The following is a 16,599-nucleotide window of genomic DNA, read 5'->3' as shown; positions in this document are numbered from 1 at the left end:
GTTGAATCTGCATGGAATCTTGAAACAGCATTTTATATGAAAATACAAGATACATTGATTAGCATAGCCTTTGCTTCTGTTTTATGCTCATGCGAGAGTGTACAAAGTTTGGAAGGGCTTGTGGTGGATTATAATAACGTTCCTTTAGATAGTGTTTTAATTTCAGACGATCTGATGAATTTTCGTATGCGTACAGATTCGTTAGGAAGATTTAGGTATATGATAATGCTACCTACAACAAGTCGAGGTATAGACACAAAATTTAGTTTTTCCAAAAAAGGATTTATAGATCATAGTCAGACAATTAAAGTCTATCGTTCTACGAAAGTTATTGTTGTTATGAATAGAGACACGACTGAATAAGCCAATGGTGCAACAACCCTGTGTTGGCATGATTGAGGACTCCCTATGCCGTTATGTTTAAGCTGACATAAGCCCAAGTGCATCAACTGAGTTCAATTCCACCTTTCCCTTTCCCGGCATTATTTCAAATTATAATCAACTATTGTCCGTGCATATCAATTTTTTTTGTAAGTTTGCAATATTGAAATTTATAAAATCAAGGATATGAATAAAGCTAAAATTTTATTGTTGACCTTTGCTACTGCATTGCTCGTAGCATGTGGAACGACGCGCACTGTGCCTATTACGGGCCGCAAACAGAATCTGATGGTCTCGGATGAGCAGGTGCTTAGTTTGAGCAAACAGGAATATGACAAGTACATGGCTTCGGCTACCAAGTCGTCCAATGCAGCCAACACGGCCATGGTGAGGCGCGTGGGACAGCGGTTGGCCCGTGCCGTTGAAACCTATTTCAGCAGCCATGGACTGAGCGAAGAGCTGCAGCACTATAGCTGGGAGTTCAACCTTGTCGCCGACAAGCAGGCCAACGCATTCTGTATGCCCGGTGGTAAAATCGTGGTGTACGAAGGCCTTCTGCCCTATACACAGGACGAACCGTCCCTGGCAGTGGTTGTAGGTCACGAGATAGCGCATGCCGTTGCCCGCCACAGTGCCGAGCAGATGAGCAAACAAATCAGGGATCATCTGGGCGTTCAGGTGCTTGGCGGTGCCCTTGGTGCGCTGGGTGTGGGAAACACCACCACACAGATTGCACAGGTGGTGGCCCAACAAGGATTGCAATTCCGCAACCTGAAATACTCACGCGACCATGAGTTGGAGGCCGACAACATGGGACTTATCTTTGCTGCCATGGCTGGTTACGACCCTCGTGTGGCCGTCCCATTCTGGCAGCGCATGGCCAGTGGCAAGGGCAACCAGAGCGACATGTTCAGCACTCACCCCACCGATGCCAAGCGCATTGCCGCCTTACAGCGTCTTATGCCCACAGCTTTACAATATTATAATGGTGGCTCGGGTGCCGCAGCAACCCCTGCTCCAAAGACGAGCAGGAAGCTGACTAATAAGAAACAGTCATCCCGACAAAAGACGGTTTCTGCCTCTAGCCTTTACAGGAACACGGGGAAGTAACCGCTTCGACCATCTTTCACAGGGCCTGGTAGGATAGTTAGTTCCTGCCAGGCCCTGTCCTGTTTGTGCTGATGGGTCATCCGTCCGCCATCGGTTCCCCACTATCTGTCCGCCCCTTCTGACATCTATTTCGTGAATATGTATAATGTTGATTTTCAGTAGTTTATACCTTTCGTGGAAAAAGCATTGACTTTGCCCTCCAAAGTCATTGATATTGGGCATCAATGTCATTGAGTTTGGCGGGCAAAGTCAATGCCCTTCCGTCCGCACAATATAGGATGAACGCTTCTTCCCTGGTGGGTCAATCATCTTTTTTTATTTTCCACCTACAAAAAGAGCGATTTTTCTTGCCCCAACAGGCGTATAATTCAAGAATTTTCTATAAATTTGTTGCGGATTGAAATGCAATTCGCCACCGTTTGCTTGCAGTGCGTCACATTTCCGGATGGCTCCACCTGCGGCGGTGGTCGTTAACCAAAACCTTGTACAGATGATAGAATACATTTCACAAAATTTATGGCTCGTTTGGACTATCGTAGCCATGCTCTGCCTGATTATCGAGCTGGGGTCGGGCGATTTCTTTGTCACCTGCTTCGCCATCGGTGCGCTGGGTGCCATGGTCAGCTCGCTTTTTGACGTGCCACTCTGGCTCCAGATCATCATTTTCGCCGTGTGCTCGGTGCTGAGCCTCGTGTTCGTGCGACCGCCATTGGTGCATGCCCTGCATGCCTCGGGTGACAACCGGGTGAGCAACGCCGAGGCCCTCATTGGGCGGACCGGCACAGTGGAAGAGCCCATCACGGGCGAGCAGAGTGGCTATGTCAAGATCGACGGCGACGTGTGGAAGGCTGTCAGCACCGATTTGGAGACCATCCAACGGGGCGAACGAGTGCGCGTGGTCAAGATGGACAGCATCATCCTCACCGTGGAGCGGTGCCTGTAACGCATGAATTATTCACCAAAAAACTTCATATCATGATTGCAACCTATGTGTTAGTGGCGATTGTTGTATTGGCCTTGATATTCGTCAAGCAGGCCATCATCATCATCCCACAGTCAGAAACCAAAATTGTAGAGCGTCTGGGCAAGTACTATGCCACACTCAGTCCTGGCATCAACGTCATTATCCCGTTTATCGACCGTGCCAAGAACATCGTGACACTCAACCGCGGCCGCTACATCTACAGCACCAGCATCGACCTACGCGAGCAGGTGTACGACTTTGACAAGCAGAATGTCATCACCAAGGACAACATTCAGATGCAGATCAATGCCTTGTTGTATTTCCAGATTGTGGACCCGTTCAAGGCCGTTTACGAAATCAACAACCTGCCCAACGCCATCGAGAAGCTCACGCAGACCACCCTGCGTAACATCATCGGCGAGCTGGAACTGGACCAGACGCTCACCTCGCGCGACACCATCAACACCAAGTTGCGTGCCGTTCTCGACGACGCCACCAACAAGTGGGGCATCAAGGTGAACCGCGTGGAGCTGCAAGACATCACGCCCCCCGAGAGCGTGTTGCAGGCCATGGAGAAGCAGATGCAGGCCGAGCGCAACAAGCGTGCCACCATCTTGACCAGTGAGGGCGAGAAGCAGGCGGCCATCTTGCAGTCGGAAGGCGAGAAGACCAGTACCATCAACCGCGCAGAGGCCACCAAGCAGCAGGCCATTCTCTTTGCCGAGGGTGAGGCCACGGCACGCATTCGCAAGGCTGAGGCCGAGGCCATCGCCATCCAGAAGATTACCGAGGCCGTGGGGAAAAGCACCAATCCGGCCAATTACCTTCTGGCGCAGAAGTACATCGCCATGATGCAGGAGCTGGCTTCGGGCGACAAGTCAAAGACCGTCTACCTGCCTTACGAGGCCACCAACCTGCTTGGCAGCATCGGAGGCATCAAGGATTTGTTCAAAGCCGAATAGCAAAACGCTTGCATAGCCAGAAGAGGTTGCCTTTTCTTTGCCTGAAGAACAGTAAGCACATTCATGTTTAGCTGTCTTTCTGACATAAGGCGAGAAAAGGCAACAAATCCTCTTCGTATTTTAAGAGGGCGTCAAGTCTGTTGTTAAATTGATGGGCGAGGGGGTGGAAGCATCCCAAAAACGCATCTTTCCCACAAAGATAATGACGGACTTGATTCTTTCTACCATCAGTCATCAAAAGCCGTTTTTTGTGTAAGTCTGTTTTTGATGGCACCCCCTTTGCACAACTGAACGTCCAGCCATGTAGAAACACATCCACTAAATCGTGAAAAAAAAAGAGTCTGTTGCTTATCATGCTTCGCCTAACGAGCCATAGGCGATAAGACCATTTAACCGAACATGAAAACATTTCGTTCCATAGAAGAGCTGATTAAAGTATTGGGAAGAGAAAAGACATTGCTGCGTGAGATGTTCGCCAAACGCAAATCGTTCTCTTTCAAGACCGACTATGCACGCGAATTGGTTGACTATAAAGAAGAACGAATCAGGTTTTTGATAGACTATGGCATCATACACGAATCGGGGAACTACTTGGAAATGGAAGACGTGTATCTGCAATTCTTTGAAGAAGTGTTAGAGGTAAACGAACAAATCAACACGGCTTCGGTGGCAGAATATATCACAACGCTCAACGAAAATATTGAATACTATCTGAAAGAGAATAATGAGCGTCGCCGCATGGACTATCACAAAAAGGTAAGAAAGATTCTGAAAAACATAGCACTTACCACTGTTCGCAACGTGATAGACCTGAAACGAAATGTGGATAATACTTATAAGAACGAACCTAATTATCTTGTCAAGCGAGCAAGGCTCATCCATTTGGACGAGAAACGTAGCACCATTGCAACGCTCATCAAGGAAGTTGAGAACGTAATCGACATAAGCCAACCCGTGTTTTTTGCGCAAGCCATGGATGTACAGTTGCGCAGCGTGGTGACAGATGTGAAACTACAGCTGAACGAGGTTTATCACAATTTGTTGGAAATTGATCGGCAAATTATTGGCTATCTGAATTTCATTGATTACCAAAATAAACTTTTCAAGAAAATTCAGCAAATAAAATACCTGAAAGATCAACTTACCTGGGAGGAACATACCAATGTAAAAATGGTGATGGGGCAGATAAATCCTGTGTGGATAGAGCCACAAGCTGGATACAGGCTCAAACTGTCTATCAACTATTTACGCAACGAAGATGGGGCGATAGAACTTCTTCAAAACGTCATGCAACGCATCAAATTGCCCAACAAGGCGCAACAAACGGCTGCCGAAGCTATTGATGCGGCTTATATTCAGCAGCAAGAAGAACGAATATCGGTAGTGAGCCAGCAAGAAATGATGAATGCCTTTAGGGCGCAAGGCAGCCATTTGTTTGCTTTCGTGATGAACCATGCGTATAAAAGAGAATTGAACATAGAAGAAAAGCTGGTGCTATTCTGCCAAATAGCCACACAATACGAAAGCGAATTGCGTTTTACAAGTCAAACTGAAACTACTCAAAACATAGAGTATCCACTTATTTATCCGGCAAAATAATGAAAAAGACCGAAGAAATTTTTAGCATATTAAGCAAGGGAATGTTTATCTCACGCAATAGCACATCGCAAAACATGAGAGCTTATTACGACTTGTTGGAAGATCATCAACAAGAATATGCCGACTATTATGCTGGCATTGGCTTTTTGTTAGAAGGAGGTAATGGGTATTTTTATTTTTGCAGAAAAGAGAGTAAGACCGATATGCAACGCAAATTAGAGCGCATGGCACAATGGATTGACATTCTTGATTTCTTGAAAACATACAACGGTACCTTTTCATCCGGCTTTGAATTCATGACGTCAGACATCGAGGTAAGATTGAGTTCGGATATTGAGTTGAAAGAGAAGGCTGAACAATTGTTTCGTGGCAGGCACAGCACACATCAGGAAATCATAGAGCGGTTAATGAAAGAGTTAACCGACAATGGCTTTGCCGAACTTATCAGTGAGGTGACGAAACAGTATGTAGTGACAGATGCGTTTCATTACATGGAAGAACTTGTTGACTGCTTAACCATATCAGAGGAGGTGAAGAATGAGATACCTGAATAAGATTGTTTTCATCAACAGCGCACACATTCCGTATGCAGAAGTAAAGGTAGACGGCAACGTTCACTTTGTAGGAACACAAGGTGTCGGTAAAAGTACGGTGCTACGAGCGTTGTTGTTTTTCTACAACGCCGACAAATTGAAGCTGGGTATTCCGCGTGAAAAGCTGTCTTTCGATGCTTTTTATTTTCCTTACCCTAACTCTTATATCGTTTACGAAGTGATTAGAGATACCAATGCGTATTTCATTTTGGCCTTTAAGCATCGGGGGAGGGTGTCTTTTCGGTTTATCGACTGTGCTTATCGGCGCGAGATTCTCATGAACGAACAAGGTGAAGTGTACACCGAGTGGATGCACATACAACAAAAAGTAGACAAAGGGGTACACACTTCTCGTATCATTGATAGGTATGAGGAGTATCGCGACATTATCTTTGGAAACCGACATGAGGTGCAACCCGAGTTTCGTAAATATGCCATTGCCGAAAGCAATAAGTATCAAAACATTCCACGAACCATTCAAAATGTGTTTCTGAACACGAAGCTGGATGCCGAGTTCATCAAAAACACCATGATTAGTTCGATGACGGATGACGAGATTTCTATTGATTTGGCTTATTATAGAAGTCAGGTGTCGGCGTTTGAACAAGAATACAATGACGTTCATTTGTGGTATAAAACCGACAAGCATGGGGTGGTTACGGTGCGAAGAGATGCCGCTAAAGTGGAGAAGGCTTATCATGACTTATTGATGATTACCGCTAAAATCAAAGAGCTGATTAGCGAATTGGTATATGCTTATCAACGAGATGAGCAGCGTTTGCCCTTGTTACATCAAGAATTAGGAAAATTAAAAGAAGAGTTTGAGCGTATCAATAGACTGATTTCAGAAGAAAGCGGCAAGTACAACAAACAGAAGGATGGTAAAAATCGTGAGTTGGGAGCGGTAGATGCTCGTTTGAAAGAAATTGCTGACAAGAGAAAGTTTTACCAGCAAAGCGATATCTTGTCTGTGGTTAGCAGAATTGAGAAAGAGGATTTTGTAAAAAACGAAATAGAGAATAAGAAACGATATAAAGAAGAACTAACACTGCAACATAAGAGTATCACTGATAAATACGCAGCACTGACAGAAAAACTGCAATTAGAACTTCGCACTATTGAAGCCACTTGTAACGAAAAGAAAAACCTTTTACAAGAGGTGTACAACAAGGAAGTGGCACGAATAGCACAACAAAAAGAGGAGCGAAACAAAGAGATTTATGCGCATTTTGATGTTGAAAGTCAAACTGTTGATGAGAAAATACAAACAGCTAACATTGATTTGTCGGCTGCAAAGAGTAAAAGATCGGTATACCAGAATACTCATTTGTACGCCACCGAGTTAGAACAATGTAAAAATAATATAGATCAACTGCATGAACAACATAGGAAAACAGAAATTGAAAAGGAGCAAAATCGCAGTAAAATCAATGAACTGAGGCATGAAGCTGAAGCCGAAAGGCAAAAAATAGAGCAGGAATTGCAAGCTAAACAGAAAGACTTGGACCAAAAGAATGAAAAGCTTGCTCAACAAATAGCGAAACTTGATGAGCTTCTTGCACAGTACAAGGGATCGTTTTATGAGTGGCTGTCTACGCATAAGCAGGGGTGGCAACAAACGATTGGCAAGGTGGTTGACGAACAACATGTATTGTATAACAATCTGCTGCACCCGCAATTGAGCAGTCAACACAATGCTTCGCTCTTCGGAGTAGATGTGGATTTGTCGCATATAGAGCGTGAACTCCGTACGCCAGACGATTTGAAAGCTGAAAAACAAGATGCTGAACAAGAGATTGAAGAAAACAAAAAGCGTATTTATGAATGTACTACTGCCACCCAAGAGAACATCCAACAAATAGAAAATCGGTATGCTAAACAGATTAGAGATCTGCGTATGGCACACCAAACTTTAGATGCCAACCTGCTACAAACGGCTCAACAGATAAAAGTTGAACAGGTTAAAATGCAAAATTGGGATAAACGAAACGAGGAGGAAAAACAAAAACGATTAGAAAATATCGACCTGCAAATCAGTAAACTGCAAGAACAACTATCTACCTTCCAACAAGAAAAAGAGAAATTGCGCAACAAGCGGAGTCGGGAATTGAAAGCTTGTGAACAAGAATCCGCATCTGCAAACAATGCAAAACGTATAGAAACGGATAGCAAAATAGAAAAATTGCTACAAGAAACGCAAGAAAAAACCACCGCTGTCAATAGTCAGATCAATCAGTTAAAAATACAAGAAAGCAGCGAGTTGGCTGGGCAAGGGGTGAATACAACTGCTTTGCAACAAATAAATGATAAGCTGATAACGTTACAAAAAGAGCTTGATTTTATTAACAACAACCGCAAACGATATTTCGAGTATTTATCGTTTAAAGAAGAATGGTTGCCCGAAGAGGATAAAAAGAAAGAGCAAAAGAGGAAATTGGAAAATGACTTGGCGCTGTTGGATGAAAAATTTAGGTTAAGAAGTAGTAGATTAGGACAACAGAAATTGCAGTTTGAAACAAACATAAGACAAAAAGAAGCGGAACAAAATCAATTGGAAAAAGGGCTGACAGCAGTTGACAATTTCAAACTGTCTATAGAGAACAAAACTTCAATTGAATGGACAACTGTCAAGCCAAAGGCATCAACAGACCCTACAGAGCAGGTTTTGCAATTACTCAAAGACAGCCTATATGATAAATTTGGGAAGGCTGATGCATTAAAACAAAACGTAGATCGATTTAAAAGCTACTTCTCTACGAAGAACACTTTCGCCTTTAAAACCCAATTAAACACAGATGATGACTATATGGCATTTGCGCAAAATTTGTGCGACTTTATAGATCATGACAAAATAGAGGAATATAGTAGGAGGCTTAGCGATAGATATGGCGACATCCTGCAACGCATATCAAAAGAGGTGGGAAGCATTAACAGCTACGCCAGTGAGATAGGAAAGATTATTAACGACATCAATGCCGACTTCCACGAGCGTAACTTTGCGGGCGTGATTAAAGAAATTGCCTTGCGCAGTCAGCCCAGTAGCGACCGCTTAATGATATTGCTCAACGATATGAAAACCTTTAACGACGAGCATAGCTACGACATAGGCGAACTGAATCTGTTTTCATCTGTACAACAAAGAGATGATACCAACAGAGGGGTCACCAAACGATTGTTTGACTTCATGGTGTGTTTAAACGAGAATCCGAACAGAAGTAGGTTGGTTTTGAGCGATACCTTCAAACTGCAATTCCGCATCAAAGAAAACGATAACGATACGGGTTGGATAGAAAAAATATCGAATGTGGGCTCGGATGGTACGGATATTTTAGTGAAAGCAATGGTTAACATCATGCTTATCAACGTGTTTAAGGAAAAGGTGTCGAGAAAGTTTGGCGACTTTACCTTGCATTGTATGATGGACGAGATAGGTAAATTGCATCCCAACAACGTGCGGGGAATTCTGAAATTTGCTAATGTTCGCAACATCTATTTGGTGAACAGCTCGCCTATATCGTATGCGGTATCCGATTACAAGTATACTTATCTGCTCACAAAAGATAACAAATCGAACACGCTTGTCAAAGCACTTATTACGATGAAAGTATGAATATCACACGTTCGCTATTGGAAAATCTGTGCGCATTGGCTGCCGGAGAAACGATTGCTGCCAGTAAATTAAAGGGTAAATGGATAAATGAAATGCTGCAAGACGGTGTGCTTGTCGCGATTAGTCATGGCAGCAGAGTGACGTATAAGGTAGCCGCTGTTGACTATTTTCAAAAATATTTGGCAGAAAAATACAATTTGCGAGATGTGCAGGCCATATTGGATATGAAGCTGAAACATGATACCGAACGCAGTAGGCAGGTGGCATTGTCGGGAGATTCGAAGTTGTTGAGGCAACGAACAATGAGGGGCTTTTTGGTAAATGGATACGAACCATTGGAGGTAAAGCTGTCGGGCGTGCGTCAAACACTTCGTTTTCAACCTGGCATGTTGCCTTTTATCCATGATTATCCTTCGTTTGTCATTCCAAAAGACGTAACGGTTATAGGTATGGAGAATGTGGAAAACTTCGTGCAGATAGCCCATCAGCGCTATTTGTTTCCTAACAACAGACTGTTGTTTGTGTCACGTTATCCTCAATCGGGCGATTTGATAAAATGGTTGAAAACCATTCCTAACCCTTATATCCACTTTGGTGATTTTGATTTGGCGGGTATACATATCTATTTATCAGAATTTTACAAGCATTTAGATTCTCGTGCTTCGTTCCTCATTCCCACCGACATAGCCACACGTTTACAACACGGTAGCGGACAAAGATACGATGCACAATACGACAAATTCAAAGATATGGTTGTTACGGATCAGCGGGTACAGCCTCTGGTCAACCTTATTCATCGCACACATAAAGGTTACGATCAAGAGGGATATATACAAAAAGAATAACCGTATGCGTGCCTCTCATGAAAGGAGAGTGCATCAATAAATCGAACAACGCTGTTGTCTTCTGATAGGGTAGTAGCATGGCAGAAGTCACAAGATATGCTTCTGTCTGGGCAAAAAGACAAGTTCTTCCGTCTAAATGTATGGCCGTTCTATTAATAATGTATAACTTTGCAGAAAAATAGTACAATGAATATATGTATCGTAGCGGGCGCACGGCCCAATTTTGTCAAGGTGGCACCCATCATCAGGGCCATCCAAAAGGCGGCAGATGCTGGCAGAGATATTTCTTACCAATTGGTTTATGCCGGTAAGGAGGACGATCCCACCCTGGAGAAGTCGCTTTTTGACGATCTTCAAATGCCCTATCCAGACACCTATTTAGGGGTTGATTGTGAGAATCTCAACCAACTCACCGGACTCGTCATGGCTGGCTTTGAGCATTATTTGCAGACCCATCCTACCGATGTCGTGATTGTCGTGGACGACTTGGCTTCTACGTTGGCAACGGCCATCGTGACGAAGAAGCAAGGCGTCACCTTGGCGCATCTGGTCGCAGGCACGCGAAGTTTTGATATCAACATGCCCAAAGAAATCAACAGACTGGTCATTGATGGGTTGAGCGACTTGTTGTTCACGGCCGGTATGGGCAGCAACAGCACTGCTACGCGTGAGGGTGCCGAGTTGTCGAAGATATATATGGTGGGCAATATCTTGATGGATACGTTGCGCTTCAATCACAGCAGGCTGCAACGTCCTGCCACGCTTGACGAACTGGGAGTGAGAGAAGGCGACTACATTGTTTTCACTTTGAACCGCAAGGCTTTGCTGGCAGACAAGGCAAACCTTAAAGACATGCTCCATGCCATGCTCGACAAAGCCGCCGGCAAGATGGTGTTGGCGCCGCTTCGCAGTCGTTCGGCAGCTGTCGTGGCTGAACTTTTAGGTTCAAATCATCCCACATTCAGGCTGATAAAGCCACTTTCCTACTTGCAGTTTGGCTATCTCACCGCTCATGCTTGCGGTGTGATTACCGACAGTGGCAATGTGGCCGAAGAGGCAACGTTCAACAACATTCCCTGCATCACGCTCAACAGTTACACCGAACATATTGAAACGGTCAAGGTCGGTTCCAACGTTTTGGTTGGCGAAGATGCCCAGTTGTTGGGCAAGGCCGTTGAAGATATGGTCAATGGCACATGGAAAAAATGCGCCATTCCCGATCGATGGGACGGAAGGAGCGCCGAGCGAATCGTACAAATATTATTGGAACAGTCATAAACGTATCACCAACAAAGGCCTTGCCAGTATTCCTGCGTATGCACAGGACGGAGCAAGGCCGTGTTTTTTCAGCTATGAAGAAAATTGCTTTGATTACAGGTGCGACAAGTGGAATAGGTGAAGCTTGTGCCCGTGCGTTTGCAAAAAACGGCTACGACCTTATCTTGACTGGCCGTAACCAAGTGCGTTTGTCATCTATGTCATGATGCCGGGGCGGCAACGTCGGGACGATACGCATACCGTGATGACACCCGGCATGCACCACAATTCGTGAGATTCGTATGCAACAACACAGAGACAACTATACATTCTTAACGCAAGGGCCCGTTTATCGGGTTATCGGAACCATGGCTGTGCCCACGATTGTCAGCATGCTGGTTACCAGTTTGTACAATGTAGCCGACACCTATTTCGTGGGAAAGATCAACACTCAGGCCGTCGCGGCCGTGGGCATCGTGTTCTCTGTGATGTTCGTTATCCAGGCATTCAGTTTCTTTTTCGGCAATGGGTCGGGCAACTACATCGCTCGCGAGCTCGGGGCGCAGCGGCATCACAATGCTGAGGCCATGGCGTCGACGGGCTTTTTCTATGCTCTTGCGGCAGGATTGGTCATCATGGTGGTAGGTCTTCTCTTGCTGAAGCCTCTCTCCGTCTGGCTTGGCAGCACGCCTACCATCTTGCCTTACACAGAGAAATACCTCGGCATCATACTCCTTGGTGCGCCTTTGATGACCGGTTCGCTGTGCCTGAACAACCAGATGCGTTTCCAAGGCAATGCGTCGTTTGCCATGTGGGGCATCGTTGCCGGCGCCATTGTCAACATTGGACTTAATCCTATCCTTATTTTCTGGCTCGACTGGGGTATCACTGGTGCGGCTTTGGCCACGGTTTTCGGTCAGCTGGCCAGCTTTGTGGTGCTGCTGCGCATGACCCGTCACGGCGGAAGCATCCGCATCAGCTTTCGTCATTTTTCCACCTCGCGCATCTATATCAAGGAGATTCTGGCCGGTGGAACGCCCTCTCTGTCACGCCAGGGGCTCACCAGCGTGGCCAGCATCCTGCTCAATGTGGCTGCGGCGCGCTATGGTGACGCAGCCGTGGCAGCTATGTCTATCGTCAATAGGTTTACAATGATTATCATGGCCTTTGTCATTGGACTGGGACATGGCTTCCAGCCGTTCTGCGGGTTCAGCTATGGTGCTCGCCTCTATGGCCGTGTGCGGAAGGGTTTCTGGTTTGCGGTGAGGATAGGAACCTGCTTCTTGCTGACTTGCACCGTGCTGGGATGGTTTTTCTCGGATGCCATTGTCGAGTTGTTCCGCAACGATTCAGAGGTAATCCGCATCGGCACGCAGGCCTTGCGCTGGCAGTTGGTGTCGTTGCCAGCCATGGCGTTTTTCCTTATGTCTAATATGTTGATGCAAACCATCCGTAAGACGTTCCGCGCCAACCTGCTGGCTGCCTCGCGCAGTGGCCTGTTCTTCATCCCGCTGATTGTTGTGCTGCCCCATTTTCTGGGCTTGCAGGGCGTGATGATGAGTCAGGCTTGCAGCGATGCCTGCTCGATACTCCTTACGCTGCCGCTATTATATAAAACGTTCAGTGAGTTGAGGCGGGCGCAACAAACTGAAACGCCAAGTAGTGAAAAAGGTTGAGTTTGAAGATCGAAAATGTTCGGTATTTTGACTGAAATATGCCTTCAAAATGGCCTTTCAAAGTCTTTCATCTGGAGAAAAACAATAGGTAGCGAGGATGCAAAGCAGGAGATTATTTGGGAATCGTCAGCCGTATTTTCAGCAATAACCATGCTTTTGTCCGCTTAGAAACTTCACTTTGGCGGTCAATTCGCATGTGGTTGCACGCCAAAAGCATGTCAATTGGTGATTAAAAGCAATGCTTTTGCCTTGAAAAAGCGTGGAAAATCCATATATACAGGTCCGTCTACATCTTAATATATTGAAATACAAAGGTTTACAAAATTTGCTCATATTTGGCGTATTTGCGACGAGAGGCACAATAGTTTGTAAATACGGCCAGGATTTAGCGTCATGTTGTCAAGAAAATTCGTCATCATCCAAAAACTTGATTCTTATTTTTTTCATGGGCTTGGGTTCATAGATAGTCATGCTTCTTGCGCTGAACGTTGGTTAGAATAAGCCAAAAATTCAACCGCTGCACATGGCGTTTACAGACTTATTTACTACATTTGCAGGAGATACCTCATGCTGTTTGGGTGAGAGGGAGTAACGAGATGAAGAATCAGCAAAAGCCATCTACTGCCGATAAGAAACGAGCATCTGCCGACGGAAGTGTGTTGTACATCAAGAATATGGTGTGCGACCGCTGCATCATGGCTGTGCGGCAGTTGCTACAACGGCAGGGTATCGCACCTCAATCTGTAGAGTTAGGGGTGGTAAAACTGGCTGAAGAACTCAATAAAGAACAGTTGGAAACACTCGAAAAAGGGTTGCGGCAGCTGGGCTTTGAACTGCTTGACGACAAAAGGCAGCAAACCATCGACCGCATCAAAACCCTCATTGTCGACCTGGTTCATTATCATGAAAACCGCTCCCAGCTCAACCTCTCCGACTATCTGGCACAACAGCTGCACAGTGAATATAGCAGTTTGAGCAAGCTTTTCAGTGAATTTACGGGCATCACCATAGAGCGTTATTTCATTCTACAACGCATTGAGCGTGTCAAGGAGCTGATTTTCTACGACCAGTTGTCGCTCACCGAGATAGCCTATAAACTCAATTATTCGAGCGTGGCTTATCTATCGAGCCAATTTAAGCAAATCACGGGCATGACGCCCTCGCAATTCAAGGCATTGAAGAAAAATATGCGTAGGGGATTGGACACCATCTGATATCCTTTTTTTATAATTTTCTCCCAAAATTCCATAACACGTTTTGTGGACCAAGGCTGTATCTTTGCAGTGTTCAATTAAAACATATAACAATGGAAAAGAAAACATTTACAGTAAACGGAATGGCTTGCGACCACTGCAAAGCCAAGGTAGAACGCACATTGTCGTGCCTCAAGGGTGTAGATTCGGCTGAGGTTGACCTGGCCAATCACACGGTTGCGGTGAATTATGATGAAGAGTTGATAAAACCAGCGAACATGAAAAAAGCTGTCGATGAGGCTGGTTACGAGTTACAGGTGTAATCACTCAACAACTAAAAAACTTACCAACTCATGAACTCATGAACTCAAAAACTCAAGAACTATCCTACATAAGATGATTAAGAAAACAATACCGGTGGTGGGGATGGCATGTTCTGCCTGCTCTGCCCATGTGGAGCGGAAGCTCAATTCCCTGCCGGGCATCCAGTCAGCGTCAGTCAGTCTGCCAGGCAGAAGCGCACTGGTAGAATATGATGAAAAAGAGATTTCACTCGAACAGATGAAGCGTGAAATCAATGCCATAGGCTATGACCTCGTGATAGAGAGTGACCGGTCGGTGGAAGAGATAGAGCGCAATGCGTACAGACAACTGAAGCGAAAGACACTGCTGTCGTGGCTTTTTGCCGTGTTGTGCATGGCCGTTTCGATGAGATGGATTTCATTGGGGTCAGTCCAAGTGTCCAATCAAGTGACCATGCTGCTGGCATTGGCCAACTTCGTCTACTGCGGTCGCCAGTTCTTCGTATCTGCCTGGAAGCAGTTGCTGCAAAGGTCGGCCAACATGGATACGCTCGTGGCACTCTCCACGGGCATCGCATTCGTCTTCAGTGCGTTCAACACTTTTTATGGAGAGCGTGTTTGGGGCAGCAGAGGCATTGAGTGGCACACTTATTTTGATGCCTCGGTGATGATCATCACCTTCGTTCTCACCGGCAGGTTGTTGGAAGAGAGGGCCAAGGACAGCACAGCCGGCAGTATTCGCCAGCTCATGGGCTTGTCTCCCAAGACGGCTCATCTGGTCAGTGGTGAGCAAACGGAGGACATCCCTCTGTCTACCGTCAAGATCGGTGACGTGCTGGAGGTGCGTGCGGGTGAGAAAGTGCCGGTAGATGGTGAGGTGACCTGGGCGACCAGCTTTATGCTCGAAGACGGTGCTTATGTTGATGAGAGCATGATAACCGGTGAGCCCACGCCGGCATTGAAGCAGGTTGGGGCATCGGTGTTGGCTGGTACCGTCATTTCGCAGGGCAAACTTCGATTTAAAGCCCAACAGATAGGCGAGCATACGGCGTTGGCTCAGATTATCCAAATGGTGCAGCAGGCACAGGGAAGCAAGGCCCCCGTGCAGCGCGTTGTCGACAAGTTGGCTTTGGTCTTTGTGCCGGTAGTCATGGGGGTAGCCGTGTTGACATTCGCGCTATGGTGGCTTCTTGGTGGCAACGAGGCTCTTCCGCAAGCCATTCTGTCGGCTGTCTCGGTGCTGGTCATCGCCTGTCCGTGTGCCATGGGCTTGGCAACACCCACGGCATTGATGGTGGGCATTGGAAAAGCGGCTGAGAAGAACGTGCTTATCAAGGACGCAACTGCGCTGGAAAGTCTGCGTAAGGTCAATGCCATGGTCATCGACAAGACCGGCACACTGACCATTCCGAATCAGCAAATCGATTTTACCAAGGCTGATGACTTACCCCTTGAAGCGCGCGAAACGCTGAAGCCGAATGCCCGCGAAGCCATGCTTGAATTGCAAAACGAGGCTGGGGTGGAGGTCTATATGATGAGTGGCGACAAGGAAGAGGCCGCCAAATATTGGGCTCAGAAGGCGGGCATCCGCCATTATCAAAGTAAGGTGTTGCCCCAGGATAAAGAAAACTTGGTGCGCAAGTTGCAGCGTGAGGGCAAGCAGGTGGCCATGGTGGGCGACGGTATCAATGACACGCAGGCCCTGGCGATGGCAGATGTGAGCATTGCCATGGGGCGGGGAACCGACGTGGCCATGGATGTGGCGCAGGTAACAATGATGGGCGATGACCTTCGGCGCTTGCCACAGGCCATCCATCTGAGCAAGAAAACGGTGTCGATGATTAGGCAGAATCTCTTTTGGGCCTTCATCTACAACATCGTTTGCATTCCGTTGGCGGCCGGTGTGCTGCATCTTTTCGGTGTCAATTTCCAGATAACGCCCATGTGGGCCAGTGCTTTGATGGCCTTTTCGAGCGTGAGTGTGGTGCTCAACAGCTTGCGATTAAAGTATGTGAAGTAGTTGAAAGGTTCAAACAAGTGGGAAAAGAGAAGAGGTTGTCGGTGGTTGGCCCAGCCTACTTGTTTGCGTTTGTACTGGTTGGTAGAA

The 16,599-nt window shown here is 46.2% G+C and carries 13 protein-coding genes and 1 pseudogene; all 14 read left to right on the top strand.

Translation table 11 applies throughout. The annotated features are described in order from the left end of the window. The first annotated feature begins 36 nt into the window (after window positions 1-36). The 14 genes and pseudogenes from NQ518_RS05280 (at window position 37) to NQ518_RS05215 (ending at window position 16,512) form a co-directional block, all read left to right on the top strand. A complete protein-coding gene (locus NQ518_RS05280; protein ID WP_227206741.1) occupies window positions 37-363 on the top strand; it encodes a hypothetical protein in 327 nt (108 codons plus the stop codon). Window positions 364-567: 204 nt separating this feature from the next. Then, on the top strand, window positions 568-1,491 hold the full coding sequence (locus NQ518_RS05275; RefSeq protein WP_227960572.1) for a M48 family metallopeptidase: 924 nt from the start codon (window positions 568-570) through the stop codon (window positions 1,489-1,491). A 490-nt stretch (window positions 1,492-1,981) separates the two neighbouring features. Beyond that, window positions 1,982-2,434: an NfeD family protein gene (locus NQ518_RS05270; protein ID WP_227206745.1), complete on the top strand. Its 453-nt coding sequence runs from the start codon at window positions 1,982-1,984 to the stop codon at window positions 2,432-2,434. 32 nt (window positions 2,435-2,466) lie between these two features. Beyond that, window positions 2,467-3,417, top strand: coding sequence for an SPFH domain-containing protein (locus NQ518_RS05265; RefSeq protein WP_227960574.1), 951 nt, complete (start codon window positions 2,467-2,469; stop codon window positions 3,415-3,417). A 399-nt stretch (window positions 3,418-3,816) separates the two neighbouring features. Continuing rightward, a complete protein-coding gene (locus NQ518_RS05260; protein WP_227960575.1) occupies window positions 3,817-5,016 on the top strand; it encodes a hypothetical protein in 1,200 nt (399 codons plus the stop codon). Beyond that, window positions 5,016-5,570, top strand: coding sequence for a condensin complex protein MksE (locus NQ518_RS05255; RefSeq protein ID WP_227960577.1), 555 nt, complete (start codon window positions 5,016-5,018; stop codon window positions 5,568-5,570). The genes NQ518_RS05260 and NQ518_RS05255 overlap by 1 nt, the downstream gene beginning before the upstream one ends. After that, window positions 5,554-9,219 (top strand): ATP-binding protein, encoded by a 3,666-nt coding sequence (locus tag NQ518_RS05250; protein ID WP_227960579.1) that lies wholly within the window; start codon window positions 5,554-5,556, stop codon window positions 9,217-9,219. Before NQ518_RS05255 ends, NQ518_RS05250 begins: the two co-directional genes overlap by 17 nt. Beyond that, entirely contained in the window at window positions 9,216-10,064 is an 849-nt protein-coding gene (locus tag NQ518_RS05245; protein ID WP_227960581.1) for a hypothetical protein, read from the top strand. Before NQ518_RS05250 ends, NQ518_RS05245 begins: the two co-directional genes overlap by 4 nt. A gap of 186 nt (window positions 10,065-10,250) precedes the next feature. Beyond that, on the top strand, window positions 10,251-11,342 hold the full coding sequence (locus NQ518_RS05240; protein ID WP_227960583.1) for a UDP-N-acetyl glucosamine 2-epimerase: 1,092 nt from the start codon (window positions 10,251-10,253) through the stop codon (window positions 11,340-11,342). 74 nt (window positions 11,343-11,416) lie between these two features. After that, window positions 11,417-11,542, top strand: a pseudogene (locus NQ518_RS05235) (SDR family NAD(P)-dependent oxidoreductase); the annotation flags it as partial. An 81-nt stretch (window positions 11,543-11,623) separates the two neighbouring features. Continuing rightward, the gene (locus NQ518_RS05230) at window positions 11,624-12,997 is read left to right on the top strand and encodes an MATE family efflux transporter (RefSeq protein WP_227960585.1); all 1,374 of its coding nucleotides are present in this window, start codon (window positions 11,624-11,626) and stop codon (window positions 12,995-12,997) included. A 596-nt stretch (window positions 12,998-13,593) separates the two neighbouring features. Beyond that, window positions 13,594-14,211, top strand: coding sequence for a helix-turn-helix domain-containing protein (locus tag NQ518_RS05225; protein WP_227960587.1), 618 nt, complete (start codon window positions 13,594-13,596; stop codon window positions 14,209-14,211). Window positions 14,212-14,303: 92 nt separating this feature from the next. After that, window positions 14,304-14,513 (top strand): heavy-metal-associated domain-containing protein, encoded by a 210-nt coding sequence (locus NQ518_RS05220; protein WP_227960589.1) that lies wholly within the window; start codon window positions 14,304-14,306, stop codon window positions 14,511-14,513. 73 nt (window positions 14,514-14,586) lie between these two features. After that, entirely contained in the window at window positions 14,587-16,512 is a 1,926-nt protein-coding gene (locus tag NQ518_RS05215) for a heavy metal translocating P-type ATPase (RefSeq protein ID WP_227960591.1), read from the top strand. Window positions 16,513-16,599 lie beyond the last annotated feature (87 nt).

The organism is Hoylesella buccalis ATCC 35310 (assembly GCF_025151385.1).
Classification (GTDB): Bacteria; Bacteroidota; Bacteroidia; order Bacteroidales; family Bacteroidaceae; genus Prevotella; species Prevotella buccalis.
The sequence above is the reverse complement of the archived record's forward strand: the minus strand, read 5'-3'. Positions and strand labels throughout refer to the sequence as shown.